The following is a 24,797-nucleotide window of genomic DNA, read 5'->3' on the forward strand; positions in this document are numbered from 1 at the left end:
TCACTTGATTATAATTCTGCGTCTATACAAGACCTTCTTTCAATAACCTCTGTATTCACGAGAACCTGAGTATGATGCTCCTGATTGTGATTAAGTCTTTCCATCAGCAAATTTACAGCCGTTCGGGCCAAAATATCCTTTTTCACATGAATGGTTGTGAGTTCCGGGCTAATGACCTTGGCTTCATGAATATTATCAAACCCCATGACAGAAATTTGTTCAGGCACTCGAATGTTCATTTCCTGAAACGTTTTAATAGCACTGATTGCCATATAATCATTCTCACAAAATAGGGCTGAAGGCAGCTCATTCAGTTCATGAATAGCTGTTTTAAATGATTCCTGTGACATTACAAGCATCGGATGCATATCAAAGGTAAGCCCGTGACCTATGGCAAGATTGTGCTCCTCTAAAGCAGCCATGAACCCCTCTTTTCGTTTTGTAAAGTTAAGAATTCTGGTACTGGATTGTACGTATCCTATATTTCTGTGACCGGACTGGATTAAATATTGGCCTGCTTGGTACCCTCCAAGATAGTTATTAATAGATACAAAACTGGCATCAACGTGTTCAAAGCAGGTATCCAAAACTATGATATTGGAATGAATAGATTGTAAGGAATGAATAATCTCGGCAGTTAGATTGGTGCCCAGCAGAAGTATACCTGAAGAAGGCTGGTCCTTTTCCAGAGCAGACAACTCTGCCTCCAGGCTATGGTTATCAAATGATGAAAAAATCAAAGTATTTCCATGTTCTCTCACTTGATTGGTAATATGATGGATCAATTCATTGAAAAATGGAAGTGATTCATATTGCTCGGTCACGATGCCTGTATTTTTGCATGCAACAAAACGAATGACATGGTGATTCTTCGTAAATTCCTTATTTGACTTCATGGTACGTGGTCTATATCCATGCTCGTGGGCAATTCTTAATATATGCTCTTTGGTTTCTTCGCTAACACCGGGTTTGTTATTAAATGCTAAAGAGACGGCTGATTTTGAAACACCGGCAAGCTTCGCAATATCATCTATTTTCAACGTGGAACCTCCCATTGGACTAAACTATATAAATTATATCATGATTATATAATAAAGTTTAGTTTATAAATTAAACTAAACAAACAACAGATAAAATGAGTTGACCTTTTCGGATACATAGTGTTAATATTCAATTGTGAACGCTTTATTTAGTTTATTTTATTCAATATCGTATAAAATTATACATTAGTTTAGTTCTGTTTATGAGTGAAAGGGTGATTTGTTTGAGCTTAAGCATGGCTGAAAATCAAAGAAGTTTTGTGAAAAAGGGCAAGCCTTTCTTTTACTTGGCAGATACCGTCTGGAGCGTATTTACCAACGCCACTATTGAAGAGTGGAGCGATTACCTGGACTATCGAAAAATGCAGGGTTTCAACGTTTTACAGATCAATATGCTCCGACAATGGGATGCCAGCGAATCAGACCTGAATCTACAACCGTTTGCATTACTGGAAAATGGAGATTTCGACTATCACACATTAAGCGTAGCCTATTTTGAGCGGGCGGAAGTCATGATCCAGATGGCTATCGAGCGCGGCTTTATTCCAGCACTGGTTCTGTTGTGGTGTAACTATGTACCGGATACATGGGCTGAAATGTTCCAGAAAGGCAATAAAATGCCGCTGGATTGCGTTGAAAGCTATGTAACTTATGTTGTAAACCGCTATTCTCGATTCGAGCCTGTTTATTTGATCAGCGGAGACACTGATTTTCCTACAGAACGTGCTAATGCGTACTATTTGAAGGCGCTGGAAACGGTACAACAATTAAGCCCGGCAAGCTTGACTACGCTGCATATCCAAGGGAGATTGAGGGAAATTCCTGAAGCTTTTGAGCAACACAAGGGTCTTGGATTTTATATGTATCAATCAGGACATAATTCGGAGTTTCAGCATGTCGCCCATGAGATTGCCCAGCATTTTTATCACAAGCCGGAGATACGTCCCGTCATCAATGGAGAACCTTGCTATGAACAGATCAGTTACAGCCGCAATGTGTATGGAAGATACACTGCACTAGATGCCAGAAAAGCAGCATGGCACAGTCTTCTGGCAGGCGGGGGAGCGGGAATTACCTATGGAGCGCATGGCATTTGGAGTTGGCATAAAAAAGGCAAGAAGTTCGGAATTGTAGAAGGAGAGGGCTTTGATAGTCCCTATGATTGGAGAACAGCACTGCGTTTTGAGGGCGCATGGGATTATTCCTTTATCAAATATTTGTTTGAAATGTACAACCTGATTGGCATAAAGCCGTTGGATATTGTTTTAAACAAGACAGAGGAGATCAGAGGTGCGGGGAACGAGAATACCCTCGTCTTGTATATCCCGGTTAACACGAAAGTGCGGCTAAATATCAACGTGCAGGACTACAAGTTTACAACCATTGATTTAGCGGAGAGACGATTTGCCCAAACGGAGGTGGATGTCCAGGCTGATCAATCCGTCATTGATATGCATGGTTTTGAAAGCGATGTTGTGATCATCGGAACGAAATAAAACAGGAAAAGAATAGGAGTAAGGCAACAGGTGGAGTAGAAAAGTAGATAACGCATCCAAGTAGGAGTGATCATGATGGATTACCAAAAGACAGCCAAAGAAGTGCTTAGATCGGTGGGGGGGAACGACAATGTGAACAGTGTCATTCACTGTGTCACTCGTTTGAGATTCAAACTGAAGGATAATCAATTGCCAGATAAAGAAAAAATCAAACAGATTGACGGTGTTATTACCGTCGTGGAAAGTGGCGGCCAATTCCAGGTGGTGATCGGGAATGAGGTTCCCAAAGTATACGAGGCTCTTTTGGATACGATGGGAGTAAAGCCTGGGGACCAGGCTGCTGAAGACGATCAAAAGAATGAAAAAGGGAGCCTGTTCAGTCGATTTGTCGATGTAATCTCAGGTGTGTTTATGCCTGTTGTTGGCGTGCTCGCCGCTGTCGGGATTTTAAAAGGACTGTTGGCCTTATGCACATCTCTGGGCTGGATGACTGATCAGATGGGTACGTATAAAATTTTATATGCAACAGCAGACGCTATGTTTTATTTCTTTCCGGTTATTCTAGGGTTTTCAGCAGGTAAAAAATTCGGAGGAAACCCGTATCTGTCTGCTGTTTTAGGGGCCGCCTTGGTGTACCCAACCATGACTTCCGCCTTTACGGATAAAACGGCACTGTCGTTTTTGACCATACCTGTCGTTCTGATTAATTATACTTCTTCTGTTATACCTATCATTATTGGGGCGTTCTTGGCAGCTAAGGTTGAAAAATTTATAAGTAAGTATGCACCTGCTTCCATTAAAATGTTCATTGTGCCTTTTCTGACCTTGGTCATTATATCACCGATTGTTTTTCTGGTTGTCGGGCCGATAGCAACTATAATCAGCGATGGGTTAGCCAAAGGCTCCATGTGGATTTACCAGTTAAGTCCGGCTATAGCTGGTCTCATTCTGGCCGGGTTCTGGCAGGGCATTATTATCTTCGGCTTGCATTGGGCGTTCATTCCGATTCTCCTGAATAATGTAGTTACGAACGGGTTTGATCCGATTAACGGTATGCTGTTCTGTACTACGTTCGCGCAAACAGGTGCGGCTTTTGCTATTGCTTTGAAATCACGGGACCCCAAATTAAAACCCATTGCCACTTCTGCCACAATCGCGGGTTTGATGGGGGTTACGGAACCAGCTATTTACGGAGTTACGCTACCTACCAAAAAACCGTTTATTTTAGCCTCGATCGCTGGGGGTATAGGAGGAGCTGTAGCGGGCTTACTCGGCTCAACAGCATATGGATTTGCTTCAGGCGGGATTTTTGGTATACCTTTATTCATTAATCCAAAGGGGATAGATACAGGCTTCATAGGCTTTATCATATCTTTGGTTGTAGCTTTTGTAGTCGGATTTATACTGACCTATCTTTTCGGCTATAAAAATGCAAAACCTTCGCCTGATATTAAAATTGCAAATGAAAGCAAAGAGGAAGAAAAAACGGTATTCAGTCCTTTAAACGGTGAATTGATTCGTTTGACCGCAGTGAAAGATGAGGCTTTCTCCAGTGGTTCGATGGGTCAGGGAGCCGCGATTATCCCCCTAGAAGGAGTAGCTTACGCACCTTTTAACGGAACTGTTGTTACCGTTTTCAAAACAAAACATGCGATTGGACTGATCTCTGAGGATGGAGTTGAACTGCTCATTCACATTGGAATTAATACGGTCAGCTTGAAAGGAAAACATTTCACTTCTTTTGTGTCTGAAGGAGATACGATTCGAAAAGGGGACAAGCTGGTTGAATTTGATCCAAAAGCTATAGTGAATGAAGGATATGATCTCACCACCTCTGTTATTGTAACCAATACTGCGGTGTACACAGATATCTTAGCTGAAGAATCTAAGGATATTCATGTAGGAGATCGCTTATTGAGGATCAGATAGAATCCCAATACAATAATAGAGAGATAACTCATCAAGCTGACGATAACCCTGTGTAAAAATAGGGTTGTCGTCAGCTTTTTTGAATATGGAGACAGATTTTGCAGCATGTACTACAATAACAGGTTACCATACCCCCAACGAGTTCATCATCTGTCGGAAGGAGCGTACATATTTATCCGGCGCCAACAGGTTAACGATCCGTGTACGCCCCTTCTGGCGGATAGATTCGCGATGAGGTACGTTGTTCATCAGTTCCAGTCCTTGCAGTACCGCCTGTAAAATGTCTCCCTGCTGATAAAATTTACCGGTTTCATTGTGATCAATGAATGCTCGTACCCCGTCTGAATCAGAGCTTAACACCGGACAACGACAGGCCATCGCCTCAGCTACCGCATAGCCGAATCCTTCCACCAGCGAAGTCGAGAGCAGATACCCGCCTGAGTCGCCAATCATGGAATAATACAAAGGCATTTTAGCATGAGGTACGCTTTTAAGACGCTCGATAATCGAGGACATACCAAGCTGAGCAAGCATGTCCTCGAATTGTATTTTATCCTCTGGCTGAGACAAGGTGTCATCATAGAACATCCAAATCCGAAGATCGGCACGATTTTTTAGCATCCAGTAAGAGATGTCGACAAAATGCCTCCAATTTTTATTGGGCTCCAATCGCCCAACCCATGCAATGACCGGATTAGCCGGGGGAGTGTTAGGTACATAATTAAATACGTTAGTATCCAGAACATTTGGGAATACAAAACGATTAAGCCATGGACATATGCTGGAAAATAGCTGTACGAGGTGAGTTGTTTCCGGTAGAAGTACCGCATTGGCATGGTTATGAAGATACGGAACGGCATCTGCGACAATCCTTGCTGCTTCTTCGTGAGTGCCAAAGCCCTGTGATTCATAGATTAGTATCCCTTGGTAGCCCAACATTCGCAGTCTGGGGAGCATAGGATAGTCCGAAGAGACAATAATTGCATCGTACCGATGAGATTCCACCAGATTTCGAATTTCTTCTTCAGAGGAAGTCATGAACACCGGAATATCGCCGTGCAGGTTTTGCATCCCTGTACCCTGCCGATAATAGAGAAGATGACATTCAATCCCGTCCTGAATGAGCGCTCTACAGCGTTGACGGTTCAAGGTTTCCACGCCACCGCTCGGTATATAAAAAGTAAATAGAACTTTGATATCAAAAACCTCCTTTGCCAACCACAAGCTCTTATACCAAGTTATTCAACCTACAGGACGGGGTGTGGGTTTCTACGGAAGCCTGGCTCGAATCAGCGCATAATTATGGCTGAGGCGAGAATCTTCCGGGGAGCGCTCTGTTGCTTCTTTCGCAAACTCACATGCTTTGTGCATTAGACCCAACTCGTAGCAAGCGAGGGCTTCAAGATCATATAGTGCACTGCGTTTATCGGCCCAGCGCGCCTGCGGCATGGCAAGATGCTGTTGCAGCGTAGCGATGCACTCGTCCTAACGGGCATGATACATATAACCCGCCCCATGTAGTTCATATTGCGATCTCTTTAAGGAAATTCACGCACAGACTGCTCTAGCAGCGGAAGATATTGATTGCGGGACTTGTGCGGTTCTGGATCATGATACAAGCGGAGCTGGTCTAATCGGATGCTGTGTTCTTCACCTTCCACAATATATTCAATACCTTATGAACCGGGCGTACCCAACGGTAGACGTAATGATAGTAGATGTGGTATTTTATGTTCACATTTTAGACACATTATTTTAAGCTTCTATTTAAGTGATGTTAAGCTGAAGCTATATGTGGGGGATTATCATTAGAATTTAAAAGTGTAGCATGAAGTGCGAGGAGACCGCTCCGCGAAGGCTTTGAGCTTCCGATCGCTGTTGCTGTAGGATTCTTTTTTGATTAGTTAAGATATGTAAAGGTAAGAATCCTACAGCAAAGGCGAACGCTGACGCTTCTCCAGCTTCAAATCCTCCGCTTCGCTGCTACTTGCTTCCCATGCAACATTTTGGGATAGGGAGAATAGGAGAAGGAGAGCGCTGACCCAAGGATTTGGTCTTCCGATCTTTCGCTATGAAATTCTTTTGATATGTGTGTAGTTCGAAATGATTTGTCAATATGATAAAAGAAAGGGTGAAACATGTGCTCAAAGTGCAGCAGGTGAGCAAGTGGTATGAGGGCAACCGGGGCGTACATAAGCTGGATTTTGAAATGCAGCGCGGTGAAATTGTTGGTTTCTTGGGGCCAAATGGTGCGGGTAAAACGACCACGATGCGCATGATTACAGGATATCTTCAGCCAAACGAGGGAGTAATTACGATTGATGGTATCCCGATTCAGGATAAAGGCAGACAGGCTCGTTCCAAAATCGGTTATCTGCCGGAGACGCCCCCTTTGTATGGGGATATGTCTGTAAGATCCTACTTAAAGTTTGTAGCTAGTATTCGGGACGTGCCTGTGAGAGAGCAGAAGCTGCGTATTTCGGAGATGATTTCCCGGCTGGGCCTGAATGGACGTGAAAAACAATTGGTCCGTAGCTTGTCCAAAGGGTACAAACAGCGTCTGGGGCTGGCAGGTGCAATTATTCATAATCCGGATTTATTAGTGTTGGATGAACCGACCTCGGGTTTAGACCCCAATCAGATTTTAGAGATTCGTCAGCTCATTCAGGAGATTGGTGAAAATCATACAGTATTGCTCAGCACGCATATTTTGCCCGAGGTGGATGCTTTGTGCAATCGGGTGCTGATCATTCACGAAGGGAAACTGGTCATGGACGGGCGTCCTGACGCGCTCGGCGGTTCGATGGAAGACGGATTCAAGGTGAAACTGGAGGTCAAAGGCAAGCGTGAGCAGGTAATGGATGTTATACGAGCTTGGGGAAAAGTACAAGTTGAATCTTTGGCGCATACTCTGCCATCAGTGAATACGAAGCTGACTGCCACAGAGCAGGATTTGACCGATTTGTTGCTTACAGGAGCTTCCGATGAGGATTTTCGCGAAGAGCTGTTTTTTGTGCTGTCGGATGCGAAGCTTCCGATTTTGGAAATGAAAAAAGAAAACCTAAGCTTGGAAAATATCTTCCAGCAGTTAACGACTCGCGAGACGGAAGAAGGTCAGGGCGGCGATCCAGCGGTTCATGATCTACATACCTCTAAGAATGAAGCAACGGTCATCACGGCGGATCATGGAGAAGCCTCGGCCAGCGATAACAAGGTTGAAGAAGACAAGGATACAGGAGGTAATCGGTCATGAGGCGTTTGTTCGCAGTCTGTCAAAAGGAGCTGCAAGCCTATCTATGGACCCCAACGACGTATTTTGCGCTTGCGGTGTACATGCTGCTGACGGGGTTACTATTTTACACGAACTTTGTGATGTATCAGCCTAGTATTTTGGACTATCGGCTGGTACTCGGTGATACATTGTCCATGCTGGTGTTTGTTGTCCCATTACTCACGATGCGGCTGGTTGCAGAGGAATTCAGGCAGGGTACGGATGAGCTGCTGCTTACCTCACCTGTGAGTGTAACGGAAATTATGATGGGTAAATTTTTGGCATCGCTAGGCATGTTGCTCATACTGGTACTGTGCAGCCTGGCGTATCCGGTCGTGATGTCCTTTTATGGGACGCTGGATTGGACGCTGGTATTTACATCCGTGATCGGCCTGTTTATGCTTGGCGCAGCCATGATGGCAATCGGCTTGTTCGCATCAACGCTTTCACAGCATCAGATGATGTCAGCGGTCGTCAGTTTTATTCTTCTACTCGTGTTCTGGATGCTGGATTCGTTTGGTGGACAAACGGGCGCATCTGCGGCGCTGCAGCAGTGGCTGGAACCTTTTTCACTAACTGCACGGTTTGATAGTTTCACCAAAGGATTGCTGAATGGAGCCGATGTATTGTACTACGTGACGGTGGCTGCGCTCTTTTTGCTTTTTAGCATCCAAGTGGTTGAACGGAAACGGTGGAGGTAATGAATATGAAAAAATGGCTGGGTCATACCAATAGTATGGTACTATCAATTGCTGCTGTAGGTATTTTTATTCTATTGACGTTATTTCTGCGCTCGCTGGGAGGCTTTCAACTGGATCTGACGGCAGGCAAGCAGTATACGCTGTCTGATCAGACGTTGACGACCATTCAGGGTGTAAAGGAAGACGTACGATTAATTGCCTTTACCGTATCTACTTCGCAGAATCAGAAGCTGAACCGGGATGTTACGGATATGCTGAATGAATATGCCAAGCGTAACAAGAAGCTCAAAGTCGAGCAATACGATTTGAATCAGGAACCGATACTGGCTAAGCAGTATAGTGTTACTGCAGCCTCCATTGTGCTGGTGCAGGGAGAGAAAAAGCGGGTTATAGATATTGGAAGCCTATTTACGCAAGCCCAGGGGAGTGGTGAAGGGGCATACCAATTTACAGGGGAAGAAAAGCTGACTAGTGGACTGCTGGCATTGTCATCTACCCGTCAAGGAAAAGTGGTTTTTCTGACAGGGCATGAGGAAATTCCTTTGTCCCAAATGACCGAATTAAGCAGCTCATTGGCGCAAGATAATGTGAAAACAGAGGAAGTTCAGCTTAATCAAGCGGGTAGTGTGCCCAAAGATGCGTCTGTACTGGCTATTGTTGGACCAGAGCGGGATATTAGCGCGACGGAATTGAAAAGTATTCGTACGTATCTGAATGATGGTGGAAAGCTTTTTATGGCGTTAGGATTTCACCCGAACATGGGGTCCAACTGGAAAAATCTTGACGCATTAGCGGCTGATTATGGAGTGAAAGATACTCATGCTATCGTGGTGGATCAGGAACAGACGAATACGCTGGGCCCTCTATGGACGGTTCCTACCTTTGGCAGTCATGCGATTACTGATAAACTGGCGGCCTCTAATCTATATCCTGTTCTTTCGCTGTCTATTGCTTTGCAGGCAGGAGAGCAGAAGGATTGGAAGACGACGCTATTGATGAAAACTTCTGCAGCAAGCTATGGCGAAACGAATATCCAGGGACTGCTGAACAATGAAACGCAGAAGGATGACAAGGACCCACAGGGTCCGCTTGATCTCGGTTACGCGGTAGAAGGGAAAGACGGCAAGCCCAAAGCGGTTATTCTCGGAACGTCAGCCCTTCTAAGCGACACGGAGATCAGCACAGGAGGGAATCGAGACTTTGTGCTGAATAGCTTGAATTATGTGCAGGAACACTCTGATGGACTCACTATTCGTCCTCGTCAGGAGCAGGATTTTAAGGTAGCTTATTTAACTGCTGCACAAGCGAAAACGGTATTGGCCATATCTGTCGTCGGATTGCCGCTGCTGTTCGCGGTGATCGGAATCTTATTATGGTGGAGGCGAAAAAGTGCATGAGAAAATGGATACCCACAGTGCTGCTGCTAGTTGTATTGGGAGCGGGTATAATCTATGCCAAGAGCCAAAACTTCTTTCGTGAACAAGCCCCGGCGGCTCGCCAGCTCGTTCAGCTTACGCAAGGAGATATTACGTCTTTTGCGATCACTGGAAAGGACGGCAAGTCAGTGGAACTTAATCAACGTGATGGCAAATGGAGCATGAGTAAGCCACGATCTTACCCGTTAAATCAATATACAATAGACAATTGGCTAGCTGCGATTCAAAATGTAAAGATGGGTGGTGTCGTGGAATCATCCCCCACAGACGTAGCCAAATATGGAATTAGCGCTACCAATGACCAGATTGAGATTAAGACCAAGAAGGGTGATGTTCGTACCTTTGCCTTCGGTGAAACGCTGCCTTCCGGAGATGCTGTCTATGTACTATCAGACCAAAAAGAGATAGCTTCCGTACCTATAGATACGCTTTCGGGTTTGCTGCTGGGTGCTGATGATTTTACAGATACAACGCCGTTTGATTGGGATGATACCAAGCTGAGCGGAATAGAGTGGGAAGGCCAGAATGCCTCATGGATGCTCCGATCCTCCGGTAGCAGTGGAACTGGAGATAGTGCTTCCGCATCTTGGACGCTAAACGGCAAGTCAGTAGCCGGTGATACGGCAACTTCCCTTTCACAGCAAATCAAAAACCTGGCTAGCAGTCAGGCCTTGCGCAAAGCCTCCGAGCTGAACAAGCCTGTTCACCGCTTTACGCTGAGCATATCGCTGAGCAAGGAAGATTCCCAGCTGGTCTATCAGGGCTGGACACTTAACGATGATCCAGATACCGTGTGGGTTGTACCGCCACAAAGCAACTGGGCTTATGGCCTGTCCGCATCTGATGTGAACCGTGCTGAACAGAGTGGTCATGACCAGGCTAAGGCTAGCCAATAATCATTACATTTATAATAGCTGAACAAAGAGGCTCCAACGGCGAATAATCGTCGTGTGGAGCTTCTTTGTGTTCGTTATTCATCAGGCTTGCTGCTTTTGGAAGAAGGGCTGTTATTGTCGTTTAAATCTTGGATGACCTGAATCAGCTCATGAAGTGAGAGATCCAGCTTATCCAACTTTTCCTCCATCGTGTGCAGGATGTGCCGCAATAAAATAAAACAAAGTCCAGCCGGAAAGCCTACGTTGGTAACCAGAGAAAGAGCATCATCCATCTGCAATGTATTTCCCTCCTTTTTAGCCATATATAAAGGAAGGTAAATTAAAAGAACCATATACAACTGATTGTAAAAATAGTATAATAAATAAGAACAAGCGTTCTGTTTTGGTTGTAAAATAGAATTGCAAATTACCCTATAATATGAGGATTTAGAAAAAGTCAAATCCAAAGAGAAAGGGTGATTTATATTGGAAAAATCTCATCTAACATTGGTCGAACAATACCGAAAGAAGTTGTACCGCATTGCTTGGAGAATCCAGTATCGTGCTCGGGTACAAACCAATCATGAATTTGTAATGGAAAAGAACGAAACTGTCATCGCTCCATCTTTTACAGAATCTGCAAACTCTAATATGTACACACTACAACTTATCAACTCTCTATCTTCTGAGATCGGAAAAATGATCATCTTTGACCTTTACATACTAGACAAAACCGAAGCACAGATTGCAAAAGAGTTAAAGCTATCCCAACAGGCGGTGAATAAATGGAAAAAGAAAATGCTCAAAGAGTTATTTCGGATGCTGAGTTCGTCCAATGGCTCAAATTAGCACAAAGTGGGGATCAGGAGGCCATGAGCAGGATACTTTATTTGTTCGAGGAAGACATTCAGAGGACGAGTCGGTATATACGTATGTCCCGTGAAGATGCTGTTCAAAGTATCGTGGTTGATTTTATTGAAGAACTACGTCAAGAGCTGAAGACAGAGATATAGAAAAGTGGACAATGGATGTAGTCTTGTCTATCCTTATCGGTAGGTTTAACTTATGTGACGGAGGGCTTATATGTTCTATGAGTGATAGCAGGGCTTTATTCGAAAAAAATATGAAGTTGTATCCAGTTAACAGTATTCGCTCCAATGTTATCATTCTTGTTTTATTGCTGTTAGATCTGTTTTTGACTATTCCCTTAATAGGAAATCCCTACATTGCAGTTTATGTTTATGTGCTGATGCCACCGATTGTTCTGATTAATATTTGGGCGCTTGTACTGGTCATAATGCCACGCAAATTGCAGTTGAATTATGTTTTATTCCGTGGTGTATTTGGTTTGGTATGCTCTATTGGCTTCATGATTATGACACAAAAGTTTGCTTATGGTATGTTGGGTCTGGGTACTCCATGGTATTTTATAAGTTCTTTTGCCGCTTATGGAATCGCCTTGTACTGCTATATCAAATATCATCTGGCGAAATTCAAAAATCCTTCAAATTATAAGAAAGAACCAAAAGTGAAGAAAAGACACAAGCGAGAAGCTGTAGTAACAATGACCACATTTACCGGGGCTGGTTATTTGATAGCCAATCTTTCCCTCGGATTTGCTACACAACAATTCGTTGCTACAGTATTGATGTGTGTATACTCCATGCTTGCATTTGTTCTTTTTCATTTTATTATGGAGCTGCACCGCTATTATTGGCTTCATAAACTGAGGAAGCAGACAACGGATTGAACACAATACATGGATTACACTGTAATTTCTCTATAAAAGATGTTTGGAATAATAAATAAGCCTGCGAACGCCTACACTATGATAGGTGTTTGCAGGCTTTTTAGGTTGTAGATTTATTTAGTCAACATACTTGTTGCCGTCAGCGTCAATATAAATGGATTGAACTGCTGTACGGCGGTAAGGATATCCTGCTGCTGTGGTGCCGTTAATTTCATAGGTTACGGAATAGATGCCTGGCTTGTCCGCTTTGGAAAGCTCAATTTGCCCAGTAGGAGTAACGGTTTTTTGCTGCAATGTCAGACCTTTGGACGCTGTAGTCATTCCTTGTTGCGGATCACCATAGTATTGAACTTGGTAAGTGACTTGTGTAACGCTGGTTGGGGAATCCTGGGACTTCAGATTTAGTCTCGGGCCCACTGCATTTAGATTGTATTTGAGCTCAGGGACCTGAGCGGCATGATAGCGTGCAATCAGGAGATATGCACCATGATCAGGAATTACGGCGTTCAACTTATAGATGCCTGGTTGGGGATTGGTAACTACTGCACTATGATGCCAGGCACCAGCAAAGATTTCTTCATCACGACCTGCTTTCACATTAAGCAATTCGCTAGTACCGTCAGGTTTGGTCAGCTCAAGCTGACTTACACGTTTATCGCTGATCCAGTCCAGATCAATGGATTGGACACCATTTTCAACCGTGAGGGTTTCGGAGGCTTTTCCATTATAATCGCCGCCTCGAATAAAATATGAATTATCGATCTCGTTATAGGTGGATTGTACAGCAGAAGCAGTCAGGGAAGACGCTGCTGAAAATGCCTCAGTTTCCTTATTCAATGCTGGAGTGTTCGCTTGGAGGTAAGGTAGGATCAGGGAGAAGACGTAAGAACCGGTACGAACCTTGGCATGATCCCAGGAACCGATTTTAACTACACGTCCGCCGGGAAGCTTAGCATTGTCGACTGTGACCACTCCATCATTTTTGCCGAAGGATGAGAGATACATTCCACCCAGTATGTAGGAAGCAGTGCCGCCAGACCAGTTATCACCAGCAAACGTGAAGAATGGAATTGTAGTCGCGTTACTGAGTGCATCCGTTTTGGTTCGGAAATACTTCATATAAGATGTTTGTAATGTAGAGGTGCCGGGATTTTGTGAGCCGACGATATCTGCCAGCCATCCGGCCCAGCTGCTGTAGGCGAGATCTGCAAGTTGTGAACCATGATGGGGACTGCTGAGGGTGATGACACGTTGTACATAAGGAGCTGCTCCGTTATACACGAGAGCGGTTTGAGTATCCACTCCACCTTTACTGTGGGCGATGATGATGAGTTTTTTTCCGAAATGATTACTAATGACTTTGATTTTGTCGGCTAGAAGCTTGCCATTGTCCCACATATCCTGGGATGTGCCATTCGCATCGTACAAATTAATGGTGGCCGTCTGGTACCCAGCGTCACGTGCTTGCTGAAGCATATCATTATTATTCTTGGTCCACACTTCGGCGCTACTGTTCAAACCATGTACAAACAATAGTGCGGGTTTGGTAGGATCAACGCGATTAGGTGGTGGGCCTTCTGTCCAGCTTCCGGCGGGAGCTTTCGGTGCTTCAGGTGTAGTGGAGCCTGCAAAAGCACCGGCGGGGATAAGAGTGACGGATAACAAAAAAATGAGCATCAAAACGGTGAGCTTCTTCAAACTGTAAATCCTCCTTTTTGTAAAATTAAGTATTTCAAACTTATTATACATGCCATCTTGTGGTAAATCATCAATTCTATTTCATATTTACATTAAAATTTTATTTTTTCAGTCATTTTTTAGTCAGGATATCCCTAAGATTGATGGCGCATGCTAATCTCGTCACACATTTTATATGTATGGAGGATGAGTTCATGCCAGGAACTAAAAAAGTCATCAGTTTTACGATTTCAGCTGCTTTACTTGCCAGCATGGCTGCTTTAACCGGGTGTGGAAATGCTGATCATAACGTTCGTACGAACAGTACACGCTATAACGCGCAAAGCACACAGCATATGGATGGTGTGAATCGTTATGGTTTAGATGGTGTAAACCGTATGGATGGTGTGAATCGTTATGGGGTTAAATCCAACGGTATGGATGGGATGTCATTGAATGAAAATGGTAACAGAACCGGACATCCAATCCGTAATCTGCAAGTCGATCGCAACTTGTCCAAACGTATATCCGAGATGCCGGATGTAAAGTCTGCGACAGTATTGGTTGGTGAACGACATGCCTATGTAGCCGTTTCCTTGAAAGACCAAGCTAACGGAACGGGTGTTGGTGCTCCAAGCATTGACGGTACTCCGAGTGCTAATAATACAGGGCGTAACGGGAATGTACCGAGTGTGAATGGTGTTAATGGTACTAGAGGAAACCGTACTACGGGTACTACAACGCCTGGAATGACAGACAATGGTGTTACCGGGATTGGAACACCTGCACGTCGTGATGACGGTTTGTACGGAACAATGGGTACAGGCTCGTACGGTATGTTGCGTGGCTTGACGGACAACAACAATCGCACAGATAACGGCAACAACACCATCGAGGGAGCAAGAACTGCATATGAACCAACTGATGCAGTCAAGAGCCGTATTGCTAACAAGATTAAGCAATTTGCACCTTCCATTGAACAGGTGCATGTATCGGCTAACCCGGACTTTGTTAGACAAACCTCTGACTTTACACGCAGTGTACAAAATGGTCATCCGATCAGAGGCTTGAGCAATGAAATGGTGGATGTGATTGAACGTGTATTCCCGACTTCGGCGGCTGATACAAACCGTCCAATGGAAAATACAACACCAACACGTCCACAAAATAATACGCCCGCACCGATGAATCATCGCTAATTCAAACCCTTAATTGTGAATATCCCAAAAAGAGCTATCCCATCTCGGCGAGTTACGCTGATGGAATAGCTCTTTCTTTTGCGGGGATTATATAACTATAACGATTTGCGCACTCCTTTAATCCATACACCTTGCAGATTTAAGTCGGCATTCAGCAACAAGACGTCTGCTTGTTTACCTGCTTCAAGTGAGCCTGTTCGATCAGCTATGTTCAGGGATCGAGCCGGATTCAGGCTGGCCATTTGTGATGCCTCGGGGATACTCAAGCCTACATGTTGAACTAGATAACGGAAGCCCTCAATCATCGTTAGTGTGCTTCCTGCCAAAGTGACCCCATCCTCCAGTCGTGCGACACCATCCTGTACAATCACTGGCAAATCGCCGAGTGTATAATGACCGTCTTCCAGCCCGGTGGCTGACATGGCATCGGTGATGAGGATGAGATTATGGTCCTGCTTTAACTTGGCAAGCAGGGAAATAGCAGCAGGATGCACATGAATGCCATCTGCGATGATTTCTGCTTCAATGCGTGGATCAGCGAGTACGGCTCCCGCAGCTCCTGGCTTGCGGTGATGCAGCGGAGTCATGGCATTAAAAGTGTGCACGGCATGGTTCAGGCCCGCCGATGCTGCCTGTTCAACCTCTTCATACGTAGCATCCGTATGACCGAGCGCCGCGGTAATGCCATGGCTACGCAGCCATGCGATGAGTTCAAGGGCGCCTTTTTGTTCAGGCGCAAGTGTGACCTGGCGAACAAGGCCCGGATAGCGCTGCTCCCATTCTGCCATCCAAGCGAGGTTCGGAGGCACGATATGTTCCGGGTTTTGTGCTCCTGCCCAGTTCGGACTAATGAAAGGTCCTTCCAGATGCACCCCCTCCAACTGAGCATGGGGCATGGGATATGCCATGTATGTGTGAACTTCTTTTAATACCCGGTCAATTCGTTCCTTGGGCGCGGTCATAGTAGTAGCCAGCATAGCCGTCGTTCCTTGCGAACTGTGAAAAGAGGTGATTGCATCCAGCACCCTCGGATCAGAGTCCATAAAGTCCTCACCGTTACCGCCGTGAACATGAATATCAATAAAGCCTGGCAGCAGGTACCCCTCCTCCTGACGAACAACATTCGCCGCTTGTGTGGCAACTTCTTCAGGATTGCCTAAGACCAATGAGGTCCAGTCCACGGGCATATCCTCCTCTGAACCAGCGTATACAATGGATTGCCCCTCAATGATGACAACTCCGTTGGGAATGATGTCATTCCCAACGACGACTTGGCCATACAATAGCTGGGGTATGTTACCGTTCATTTCATCTGACTTCATTTGAGCCATCCTCCTGCTTCCTGATCCAGTAAAATAAGCACGTTGGGGTGGCATTGCAGCAGGGAAGCCGGACACTCCGTTGTGACGGGTCCAGTTAAAGCCTGCCTTATAATGTCGGCCTTCTCTGCGCCAAAGGCCACCAGCATAATTTGCTTCGCCTTAAGAATGGTGCCAACCCCCATCGTCACTGCTTGTCTGGGCACTGCATTGATATCGCCAAAAAATCGGGCGTTCGCTGAGCGCGTTCTTTCTTTCAAATCTACAACATGTGTGGCTCCGGTCAAGCTGTGACCGGGTTCGTTAAAGCCGATATGGCCGTTATGACCAATGCCAAGCAATTGGAGATCCACAGGTCCATGATCCAGAATGGCCTGCTCGTGCGCTGCACATTCTGCTGTGAGATTTAGGGCATTCCCGTTAGGGACGCGTGTATGAGGTATGGGAATGTCGATATGCTGAAACAAGTGCTCATTCATAAAGCTTCGGTAGCTCTGCGGATGTTCTGGGGAGAGACCAACATATTCATCAAGATTCACGGAGTAGGCGCGAGCAAAGCTCACCTGTCCCTTGCAGTACATATCCGCAAGATGTCGGTAAATGCCAATCGGCGTACTACCGGTGGCCAAGCCCAGCATAGCTTGTGGTTTGGACAGCAGCAAGCTGGCGATCACAGTGGCAGCAGTAGCGTTCAGGTTTTCACGGCTGTTCAAAATGCGAATGTTCATCTTTAGTGCCCCCCTGGTTGTTTTTTAAGCTTACTCACTTGTTGATATGAACCTTCCAATCTCGGAATATATTTGTCAAAATTCGCGCTCACCATACCTGTAAACAGGATATCTATAATATGAAGCTGGGCGATGCGGGAGGCCATGTCTCCACGTCGCATTCCTTCCTCCAATGAGGAGGAAAATAGCGCAATATCCGCAAGGCCTGCCAGCGTATTGTTTCCGAAGGAGGTCAGGGATAATGTTTTGGCACCCTGTTCCTTTGCACAGCGTAGAGCCGCAATGGTCTCCTGGGTTTCTCCTGAATAAGAGACGGCAAAGGCCACATCCTCCACTCCGAGCGAGGAGGCAGAGGTAATCTGCATGTGAGAATCTGCGAAGGCGGTGCTATTCTTGCCAATACGGATCAGCTTCTGGTAAAAATCCTGTGCCACAATCGAGGATGTCGCCATCCCATAGAGATCAATACGGCTTGTGGCTGACAGCCATGCAATGGCCTGCTCCAGCTTGCCCAAATCCAGCAACCGGGTCGTGTCTGCAATGGAGGCCGTATGGTTTGCCTGAATAGCCTGCACGATACGGGAAAGTGAATTTCCAGCCACAATGTCCTGATAGGATTCTTCACCTGTAAGGTTGGAATGGGACAACTCGGCGGCCAGCTTCATTTTGAAATCGGGATACCCTTTAAAATGTAGTGATTTGCAAAACCGTGTAACGGTTGCGGCACTCACACCGCAACGCTCTGACAGTTCCCGAATACCCAGATGCAGCACATCCTCCGGGGCTTGCAGGATAGATTCCGCCAGCTTACGCTCTTGTACAGGCAACTGCTCCAGTCGATGGGATAATGTATGAAGAATGGGGGACATGAGCTGTGCTCCTTTAGCTATATAATGCTTTTGTGAAAAAAAGTATCATTTAATTAAATGAAATTAAGAAAAATATTTTCGTGTATATTGTAAAATAATTACGCACTTCATACAAGAGGGGAGAGGCTGATCACTTTCAAGTGTAGCTTCTATAAATGAATAATAAATGCAGAAAAATTTGTAGAAGTTATCATACATTAATTTACATTTTGCGACTTTTACTTACAAAACAACCTATTGACTTGTCTCTTCAATGGAGGAGTATAATTGAATATAGTTCCAATCAAGGAATTTTACTAGGAGCTTTTCAAAGGGTATCGTTGGACGGAAGAGTAGGATCTCATTCACAAGGAGGAGTTTGCTATGCAAAGCCAAGTGATTGAAATGATCAGCGCGGTCAAGGAAGATCCTGAATTGGTCGCTAAGCTGAATGGACATTCGGACATTATTCATGATGCGGGACTGGATTCATTGCAGTTGGTTCATTTCATGCTGCAAGTGGAGGATGCATTTGATGTGGAGATTGATTTTGATTCCTTTGAGTTGGAACATCTCCGTTCAGTAGATGCGTTTTGCAGTTACATTCAAGGAATTAGCGATGCGGAGCAAGTGTCGCACCCGGAAGGTATGGAGACAGTCTGAACGCAGGGTAGACTTTGCCTGAAAATCCATTAAACGAGGTGTTTGCATGCAGCCCAAAAGCAATGTGCTGATTGATGAGAAGGCTTTCAAGCTCATCAAGCGTAACCTGAAAAACGCTTCCGTGTCTTATCGTAACGCAACACAGGATCCGGCTTTCAAAACGGACATGCCCCAGACGATCGGTATTAAGCTGACTAACCGTTGCAACTTAAGATGTACACACTGCTTTGAATGGAACGAGGAAGGCTATCATCACCAAATGGATAAAGAAGAACAGAATATGGATCTTGCCCCGGATATGCTTCGGCAGATTTTGAGCGAAACGAAGGAAGTGAAGTCCAGACTGTACATGTGGGGTGGCGAACCGATGTTTCACCGGCGCTTTGATGAAATTTTGGACGTGCTGGCGGAAGATCGGCGTGAAATGACCTTTTGTACAAATGGACTACTCATTGATAAATATTTGGACCGGATTTTGGATTTGTCCGAAAATCTGGAGTTGTTAATAGCGATTGAGGGTTTTGAAAAAGAACACGATTTAATACGCGGTAAAGGCACCTTTCAAAAAACAATGCGGCAGATGGATAAGCTGATTGAACTTCGCGATCAGGGATTGTACAAGGGACGGGTAACTGTCCATGCGGTCATTAACGATAACATGATCGGACGGATGTACGAATTTCTGCAAATGCTGGAGGACAAGAGGCTGGATCTGGTGCTGCTAACGTTCCCCTGGTACATTTCCAAAGAAACCTCCTTTAAAATGGATGAATATTTTACACGTAATTTCTCCTGGCTCCGACAACTTGAAGAAAAAAATATTAGTAGCTGGCATGCTTTCAAATATAAAATCAACCCGGCTAATATCGACCCTCTGATGCAGGAATTACAGCGGATCAATGAGCGGGTATGGAACATTCGCGTGCGTTATCAGCCCGGCTTGGATTATGAGGAAATTGATAAATTTATACATGGCGAGGAAATGGTCAGCCGTTGTTCCAATCATTGTTTGGCGCTCACCTCCAGAACAGATATTTTACCAGACGGAAAGGTTATGCCTTGCAAATTTTTCAGTGAGTTCACGATTGGAAGTTTGCGTGAGCACAGTCTGAAGGAAATATGGAATTCGGATGCGTATGAAAAAACCCGTCAAAAGATTAATCATGAAGGATTGACGCCGGTGTGCTCCAAATGCAGTGTGCTGTATCTGCATGGGGCAGGCTCTCTGAAATACATTTAGTTTCCTATGGAATATTGTTTGCTACTAGATGGAAGAGAGAGGGATGATGACAAGACGTGACGACTAAAACGATTAACCTTGTGGAAGCACTTGCTCATGAACGGGATCATGGGGTCCTGATTTGGCTGTTTAATATCGGCGCAGAGCAAGTGTGGCATCCATCCCCCCGGAAGGGGGGCATGGTAGACCGGGATGAACAGCAGGTCGTAAACCGGATGGAGGAAATGAATCTCCTGCTATGCCGAAGTCAGGATGTCATTGTACTCCGTGAACAGCCGGATGAGGCATTTCTGGACATGCTTCAGCGGTTAGGTTTCAGCCTGCCGCGTATTGAGGTGCCAGAGCCTTCTGATCCGCTAACGCCGATTTCAGAGTTAGTACTGGCGGATGACGCACTTTTGGCACGACTACGTGCGGTTGCGGATGCAGGCCATAGCAGCGGCGGAGCCAAAGCGTGGCTCGTACCCTATGCGGTCACACCGCAGGAGGAAGCGATTGCGGAGCGTTGTGGGCTGGAGTTGATCGGTGCTCCATCTGCGGTATGCGCCCAGGTGAATGATAAAATATTTAGCCGTCTGACCGCACAAAAGCTTGGTTTTGCTGTCAGCGAAGGCGCTGTATGTGCAGACGAAGCGGCAATTCGCAGAGAATGTGAGAGACTGGCTGGCTTATCGGACGAGCCTGTGAAGCTGATTATCAAGCAGCCACACGGGGCCTCGGGACAAGGCATGTATATGCTGGACGAGCTGTCCAAGCTGGACACGCTGCTGAGTGTGATGAGACGCTTTGGCGGCTCGTCATCGTCTTCTGGCGGCTGGCTAGTGGAGCGCTGGCACAATAAGCAAATGGATCTAAACTACCAGCTCTGCATTGACGAGGGCGGTGGGGTGACGATGTTTTCGCTAAAAAGGCAAAACGTAGACGGTACAGTATATATCGGCTCCCAGGTTCCCGCTGATATTGGCGAGACGCTGGAGGAAGAAGTGAGACGATGTGCTTATCAGTTGGGAACGTATCTCTATTCCATCGGGTATACGGGAATGGCTTCCATTGACGGTTTTGTTGACGAAGATGGTTTGCTGATTCCGGTGATCGAGATTAATGGCAGATTTACCCTGTCTACTTACATCTCGTTCCTGTCCTCTGTCTTGGGAGAACGGCATAAGACCTTGTCCCGTTATTACCGCAACGTGACCGCTACACCTCTCACCTACAGCCGTTTGTGCGGGTTGCTGGCGGAGGAAGGCTTGCTCTATACACCCGAACGGCCTGAAGGGGTATTTGTTTATACGGGGGTACCTTGTCTGGCATTCCTGTAAAGCGGGGCTATGTGAACCGGATTTTCACACTTATTTTGGCAGACAGTTGGCAGGAAGCGGATGCTTATGCGCACAAATTGGAAGGTATCATTGCTGGATTAGGATGCTCATAAATAGGAGGGAATCGAGAATGAAAACAGACGTATACCATGTAGTACCTTTGCTGGAAAAGGTTTTGAAGCTGGCTCCCGGCGAGTTGGAACAGTTGACTCCGGATCAGGACCTGCGAACCTTGGGCCTGAATTCCTTATCCGCTGTTGAATTAATTGTAGAATTGGAAAATGAGCTTGATATTACGATGGAGGATGACGATTTGGTGCTGGAGCATCTATCTACACTGCAAGGCATTGAGCGTCTGCTGAACAAATATGCATAAGGGCGCTGAACAGACAAGACCTATGCTGCAGTCCGATATGGTGACCCGTCATAATTCCATTGTTGATCATAGTGCAGAGGAAATCGCAAATGCTCTCCCAGGAAAGCATTGTGTATATTCTTCCCTGCGTACTTCATTACAGAGGTATGGGGTGAACATGGCCGAAGCCGAGCTGTTCATGCTGTGTGGGAGTATGTGCGCGGAGTATGGTGGAGATTTGAAGCGCTTCGGACCGGAGAAATATCCGGAGCAGCTTCAAGAAATGGCCGCCAGTGGCGGACCGGTTATTCGAGTAGAACCGTGGGTCGAAGGAGTCAGCAATGAAACCGATCTGTTGCGGGTGCTCACATCTGGTTATGGTACGATGCTGCACACATCGAGCACCGCTTTAACCTATCACGATGTATATGTGAAAAATTACCCAAGGGGTCATGTGATTGAGTTGTACGGACTGGACTTGCAAGAACGGATGGCACAGGTGAATGATAGCTTCCTGCTCGATTCCTCGGGACATGCGATGACTTATGTGGGCTCAGCCCGGCTCGACGACCTCATGCAGGGCATTATTGAGTATGCATGGCTGGTGGAGCAGCCTGTCCCGCTTTCGCCAAGGGAGATGCATGCTGCGTGTGCTTACCATATTCGTCAGTATGTGACGGGTGAAAAAGTTACAACAGACCAGCATGTCAAGCGGGGAGATGCGGGTTACCGGGCATTTGTCGGTGACTTCCATCTGTTAGAAGACATGGAGGATCAGGAGTTTCGGACGTTCTGCCATGAAATTTATTACAATCTGCGCTTGGGCAGCGCTCTTCATTTGGCGGATTATACAGCTGATTATTGCCTGCTGCATCAAGCTACGCTGGGGCCGCAAGCACAGCATATCATTGAATTGGCACAGGCGTTGTACGCGGATTGGCACAAGCTTAATCTGCATATTTACAAAACAGGACTCCAATTGCGCAAGCATCGGATGCCTGAGATTACAGAACGGGCTCTGCATTTGATTGAAAGACAGCGTCATATGCTGGAAGAACTGATGATTTTGACAGAGCAAGCAGCCGAGTAGTCAAAAGCCTTCAGTTGTATCAGACGCGTTCATCCAGGTATCACGCATAGAGGAAAGAGGAGGGGAATTCATTGCCGTCCATTACATTAAACCAATTGTCGAAAACGTTTACGTACTACAAAAAGGAGCCGGGCGTGCGCAAATCGCTACAAAATTTGTTTAAGCGTGAACAGCTGACCAAGAAGGCTGTACAGGATGTTAGCTTTAGCATTGAGGAAGGAGAAATTGTCGGATTTCTTGGTCCCAACGGGGCGGGCAAAACAACAACGCTCAAAATGCTGTCCGGCATTCTCCATCCCACGGACGGGGAGGCATCGGTACTCGGCTTTACTCCCTGGAAGCGACAAAAAGAGTTTAAACGTCAGTTTTCCATCGTGATGGGACAGAAAAACCAGCTTTGGTGGGATTTGCCTGCAAGCGAGTCGTTCGAGCTGAACAAGCTTATCTACGAAATTGATGATAATCGTTATAAAGAGGCGCTGGATGAACTGGTCACTTTGCTTGGGGTGGAGGAGCAGCTTCATGTGCAGGTTCGGCGGCTATCGCTCGGCGAGCGTATGAAAATGGAACTGATCGCCGCGCTGCTGCATCGTCCACGGGTCATTTTACTGGATGAGCCGACCATCGGACTGGACCTTGTTTCTCAGCGGCGAATTCGAGAGTTTTTCAAAGCCTATAACCGCACCCACCGGACGACCATTTTGCTGACAAGCCACTACATGAAGGACATTGAGGATCTATGCACTAGGTCCATCATTATCAGTGGGGGCAGACTGGTGTATGACGGAGACTTGCACAAGGTGAATGAGGTCATCGGTGCCCGTAAATTACTTAAGGTTCGACTGGAGAACCCCGTATCCAACCTAACATTGGCGAGCCTCGGCAAACTTCGCTCCAACTCGGAGCTGGAGGCGGTATTTGAGCTGGATGCAGAAGATACGTTGGCTTGGTCCAAAAAGATTTTGGACGCACTGCCTGTCGTTGATTTTACGATTGAGGACGTCCCGCTGGAAGAGGGGATAGCCAATTTGTACGATGGGGGCAGGCTGGCTGATGCGAAATAACAAATATGTGAAAGTACTCCAGCTTGGCATGCAAAACGAAATGGAGTATCGGGCTAATTATTGGCTCCAAATGGCGGGATTTATGCTGCCCATCATGACGCAAATTTTTCTCTGGCTAGCTGTATTTGGTTCTTCGGGACAAGCAAGAGTGGTGGACTATTCTCTGCCGGAAATGCTGGTGTATGTGGTCATGGCAGGAGTAACTGGAAAATTGATTGCGACGGGCTTTGAATATGAAATTGCTACAGATATCAAGGAAGGTGGACTGGCAAAATTCATGGTACAGCCTGTGCATTATTTTGCTTACCGTTTTTGCCGGTTTATTGGAGGCAAAGTCATACAGTCCGCAGTTGTGCTGCTGGCGGCTGCTATTTTGCTGTTATGTCTTAGCTTGGAAGGACAAATCAGCTTCGAGCTATCGTACATCCTGCTTTACATATTGGCGTTGCCGGGAGCACTTGTGCTTAATTTTGTGGTCTATTATGCGCTGAGCGGCATAGCCTTTTGGGTGACGGAATCGGCGGGACTTTTTTATACGCTGTCGCTGGTCATTTATGTAGCTAGCGGTACCGTGTTTCCGCTGACGATTTTTGGAGATGCTTTGGCCCGTCTGTTCAGTCTGCTACCTTTCAGCTACACCGTATTTTTTCCGGTGAATGCGTTGACGGGCAAGCTGACTGTGCTGGAAGCCGCTAAAGGCATTGGCGTGCAATGGCTCTGGATTGTAGTGCTGGCGGCCGTATCACGCTGGGTGTGGCAAGCCGGGGTCAAACGCTTTGTCTCGGTGGGGGGTTAAC

The 24,797-nt window shown here is 46.0% G+C and carries 26 protein-coding genes; 18 read left to right on the plus strand and 8 right to left on the minus strand.

Going from position 1 to position 24,797, the window contains the following annotated elements; genetic code table 11:
• Nucleotides 1-8: 8 nt before the first annotated feature.
• Nucleotides 9-1,040 carry a LacI family DNA-binding transcriptional regulator gene (locus ACXHJ2_RS03495; RefSeq protein WP_165081653.1) on the minus strand — a complete coding sequence of 344 codons (1,032 nt, stop codon included), beginning with the start codon at nucleotides 1,038-1,040 and terminating at the stop codon, nucleotides 9-11.
• A 215-nt stretch (nucleotides 1,041-1,255) separates the two neighbouring features.
• Here ACXHJ2_RS03495 and ACXHJ2_RS03500 point away from each other — a divergent pair, with 215 nt between their 5' ends.
• Together ACXHJ2_RS03500 and ACXHJ2_RS03505 are read left to right on the plus strand one after the other, a co-directional pair.
• A complete protein-coding gene (locus ACXHJ2_RS03500; RefSeq protein ID WP_165081655.1) occupies nucleotides 1,256-2,536 on the plus strand; it encodes an apiosidase-like domain-containing protein in 1,281 nt (426 codons plus the stop codon).
• A gap of 75 nt (nucleotides 2,537-2,611) precedes the next feature.
• Nucleotides 2,612-4,465 (plus strand): beta-glucoside-specific PTS transporter subunit IIABC, encoded by a 1,854-nt coding sequence (locus ACXHJ2_RS03505; RefSeq protein ID WP_165081790.1) that lies wholly within the window; start codon nucleotides 2,612-2,614, stop codon nucleotides 4,463-4,465.
• Between the two features lie 123 nt (nucleotides 4,466-4,588).
• On the opposite strand, the gene ACXHJ2_RS03510 is transcribed toward ACXHJ2_RS03505, so the two are convergent.
• Both ACXHJ2_RS03510 and ACXHJ2_RS03515 read right to left on the minus strand, forming a co-directional pair.
• The gene (locus tag ACXHJ2_RS03510; protein WP_040102980.1) at nucleotides 4,589-5,683 is read right to left on the minus strand and encodes a glycosyltransferase family 4 protein; all 1,095 of its coding nucleotides are present in this window, start codon (nucleotides 5,681-5,683) and stop codon (nucleotides 4,589-4,591) included.
• Between the two features lie 320 nt (nucleotides 5,684-6,003).
• Entirely contained in the window at nucleotides 6,004-6,126 is a 123-nt protein-coding gene (locus ACXHJ2_RS03515; protein ID WP_457874573.1) for a hypothetical protein, read from the minus strand.
• Between the two features lie 455 nt (nucleotides 6,127-6,581).
• On the opposite strand from ACXHJ2_RS03515, the gene ACXHJ2_RS03520 reads away from it, so the two are divergent.
• From ACXHJ2_RS03520 to ACXHJ2_RS03535, 4 genes are read left to right on the plus strand one after another with little or no spacing between them, the layout of a single operon-like run.
• Nucleotides 6,582-7,718 carry an ABC transporter ATP-binding protein gene (locus ACXHJ2_RS03520; protein ID WP_165081657.1) on the plus strand — a complete coding sequence of 379 codons (1,137 nt, stop codon included), beginning with the start codon at nucleotides 6,582-6,584 and terminating at the stop codon, nucleotides 7,716-7,718.
• Entirely contained in the window at nucleotides 7,715-8,437 is a 723-nt protein-coding gene (locus ACXHJ2_RS03525) for an ABC transporter permease (protein ID WP_013372800.1), read from the plus strand. Before ACXHJ2_RS03520 ends, ACXHJ2_RS03525 begins: the two co-directional genes overlap by 4 nt.
• A gap of 5 nt (nucleotides 8,438-8,442) precedes the next feature.
• Nucleotides 8,443-9,834 (plus strand): GldG family protein, encoded by a 1,392-nt coding sequence (locus ACXHJ2_RS03530; protein ID WP_165081659.1) that lies wholly within the window; start codon nucleotides 8,443-8,445, stop codon nucleotides 9,832-9,834.
• Entirely contained in the window at nucleotides 9,831-10,769 is a 939-nt protein-coding gene (locus ACXHJ2_RS03535) for a DUF4340 domain-containing protein (RefSeq protein ID WP_165081661.1), read from the plus strand. Before ACXHJ2_RS03530 ends, ACXHJ2_RS03535 begins: the two co-directional genes overlap by 4 nt.
• 74 nt (nucleotides 10,770-10,843) lie before the next feature.
• Here ACXHJ2_RS03535 and ACXHJ2_RS03540 read toward each other — a convergent pair whose 3' ends face one another.
• Nucleotides 10,844-11,047 carry a hypothetical protein gene (locus tag ACXHJ2_RS03540; protein ID WP_013372797.1) on the minus strand — a complete coding sequence of 68 codons (204 nt, stop codon included), beginning with the start codon at nucleotides 11,045-11,047 and terminating at the stop codon, nucleotides 10,844-10,846.
• Between the two features lie 187 nt (nucleotides 11,048-11,234).
• Between ACXHJ2_RS03540 and ACXHJ2_RS03545 the strand changes: the two genes are divergently transcribed.
• From ACXHJ2_RS03545 to ACXHJ2_RS03555, 3 genes are all read left to right on the plus strand, one after another.
• Nucleotides 11,235-11,597: a sigma-70 family RNA polymerase sigma factor gene (locus ACXHJ2_RS03545; protein ID WP_165081663.1), complete on the plus strand. Its 363-nt coding sequence runs from the start codon at nucleotides 11,235-11,237 to the stop codon at nucleotides 11,595-11,597.
• Nucleotides 11,598-11,620: 23 nt separating this feature from the next.
• A complete protein-coding gene (locus ACXHJ2_RS03550) occupies nucleotides 11,621-11,761 on the plus strand; it encodes a hypothetical protein (RefSeq protein ID WP_230493740.1) in 141 nt (46 codons plus the stop codon).
• A 77-nt stretch (nucleotides 11,762-11,838) separates the two neighbouring features.
• Nucleotides 11,839-12,498, plus strand: a complete 660-nt coding sequence (locus tag ACXHJ2_RS03555) for a hypothetical protein (protein WP_165081792.1) — start codon at nucleotides 11,839-11,841, stop codon at nucleotides 12,496-12,498.
• A gap of 117 nt (nucleotides 12,499-12,615) precedes the next feature.
• On the opposite strand, the gene ACXHJ2_RS03560 is transcribed toward ACXHJ2_RS03555, so the two are convergent.
• Nucleotides 12,616-14,196: an esterase/lipase family protein gene (locus ACXHJ2_RS03560; RefSeq protein WP_165081665.1), complete on the minus strand. Its 1,581-nt coding sequence runs from the start codon at nucleotides 14,194-14,196 to the stop codon at nucleotides 12,616-12,618.
• Between the two features lie 194 nt (nucleotides 14,197-14,390).
• On the opposite strand from ACXHJ2_RS03560, the gene ACXHJ2_RS03565 reads away from it, so the two are divergent.
• Nucleotides 14,391-15,374: a YhcN/YlaJ family sporulation lipoprotein gene (locus ACXHJ2_RS03565; protein ID WP_165081667.1), complete on the plus strand. Its 984-nt coding sequence runs from the start codon at nucleotides 14,391-14,393 to the stop codon at nucleotides 15,372-15,374.
• Nucleotides 15,375-15,469: 95 nt separating this feature from the next.
• Here ACXHJ2_RS03565 and nagA read toward each other — a convergent pair whose 3' ends face one another.
• The 3 genes from nagA to ACXHJ2_RS03580 are packed head-to-tail and all read right to left on the minus strand — an operon-like array spanning nucleotide 15,470 to nucleotide 18,290.
• Nucleotides 15,470-16,696 (minus strand): N-acetylglucosamine-6-phosphate deacetylase, encoded by a 1,227-nt coding sequence (gene nagA, locus ACXHJ2_RS03570; protein WP_165081669.1) that lies wholly within the window; start codon nucleotides 16,694-16,696, stop codon nucleotides 15,470-15,472.
• Nucleotides 16,693-17,421, minus strand: coding sequence for a glucosamine-6-phosphate deaminase (gene nagB / locus ACXHJ2_RS03575; RefSeq protein WP_165081671.1), 729 nt, complete (start codon nucleotides 17,419-17,421; stop codon nucleotides 16,693-16,695). Before nagB ends, nagA begins: the two co-directional genes overlap by 4 nt.
• 2 nt (nucleotides 17,422-17,423) lie before the next feature.
• On the minus strand, nucleotides 17,424-18,290 hold the full coding sequence (locus ACXHJ2_RS03580) for a MurR/RpiR family transcriptional regulator (RefSeq protein ID WP_165081673.1): 867 nt from the start codon (nucleotides 18,288-18,290) through the stop codon (nucleotides 17,424-17,426).
• Between the two features lie 363 nt (nucleotides 18,291-18,653).
• Between ACXHJ2_RS03580 and ACXHJ2_RS03585 the strand changes: the two genes are divergently transcribed.
• The 8 genes from ACXHJ2_RS03585 to ACXHJ2_RS03620 all read left to right on the plus strand — a co-directional run bounded on the left by ACXHJ2_RS03585 (nucleotide 18,654) and on the right by ACXHJ2_RS03620 (nucleotide 24,796).
• On the plus strand, nucleotides 18,654-18,932 hold the full coding sequence (locus ACXHJ2_RS03585) for an acyl carrier protein (protein WP_013372788.1): 279 nt from the start codon (nucleotides 18,654-18,656) through the stop codon (nucleotides 18,930-18,932).
• Between the two features lie 46 nt (nucleotides 18,933-18,978).
• Entirely contained in the window at nucleotides 18,979-20,172 is a 1,194-nt protein-coding gene (locus ACXHJ2_RS03590; protein WP_013372787.1) for a radical SAM/SPASM domain-containing protein, read from the plus strand.
• 56 nt (nucleotides 20,173-20,228) lie between these two features.
• Nucleotides 20,229-21,491 (plus strand): preATP grasp domain-containing protein, encoded by a 1,263-nt coding sequence (locus ACXHJ2_RS03595; protein ID WP_457874577.1) that lies wholly within the window; start codon nucleotides 20,229-20,231, stop codon nucleotides 21,489-21,491.
• On the plus strand, nucleotides 21,473-21,604 hold the full coding sequence (locus ACXHJ2_RS03600) for a hypothetical protein (protein ID WP_457874579.1): 132 nt from the start codon (nucleotides 21,473-21,475) through the stop codon (nucleotides 21,602-21,604). The genes ACXHJ2_RS03595 and ACXHJ2_RS03600 overlap by 19 nt, the downstream gene beginning before the upstream one ends.
• Before the next feature lie 17 nt (nucleotides 21,605-21,621).
• Nucleotides 21,622-21,867, plus strand: coding sequence for an acyl carrier protein (locus ACXHJ2_RS03605; protein WP_013372785.1), 246 nt, complete (start codon nucleotides 21,622-21,624; stop codon nucleotides 21,865-21,867).
• Nucleotides 21,860-22,936: a hypothetical protein gene (locus tag ACXHJ2_RS03610; RefSeq protein ID WP_185156517.1), complete on the plus strand. Its 1,077-nt coding sequence runs from the start codon at nucleotides 21,860-21,862 to the stop codon at nucleotides 22,934-22,936. The genes ACXHJ2_RS03605 and ACXHJ2_RS03610 overlap by 8 nt, the downstream gene beginning before the upstream one ends.
• A gap of 71 nt (nucleotides 22,937-23,007) precedes the next feature.
• Nucleotides 23,008-24,000, plus strand: a complete 993-nt coding sequence (locus tag ACXHJ2_RS03615; RefSeq protein WP_040102991.1) for an ABC transporter ATP-binding protein — start codon at nucleotides 23,008-23,010, stop codon at nucleotides 23,998-24,000.
• Complete coding sequence (locus ACXHJ2_RS03620) at nucleotides 23,990-24,796, plus strand: ABC transporter permease (protein ID WP_013372782.1); 807 nt, start codon at nucleotides 23,990-23,992, stop codon at nucleotides 24,794-24,796. The genes ACXHJ2_RS03615 and ACXHJ2_RS03620 overlap by 11 nt, the downstream gene beginning before the upstream one ends.
• Nucleotide 24,797 lies beyond the last annotated feature (1 nt).

This window comes from Paenibacillus sp. ALE3, assembly GCF_054113405.1.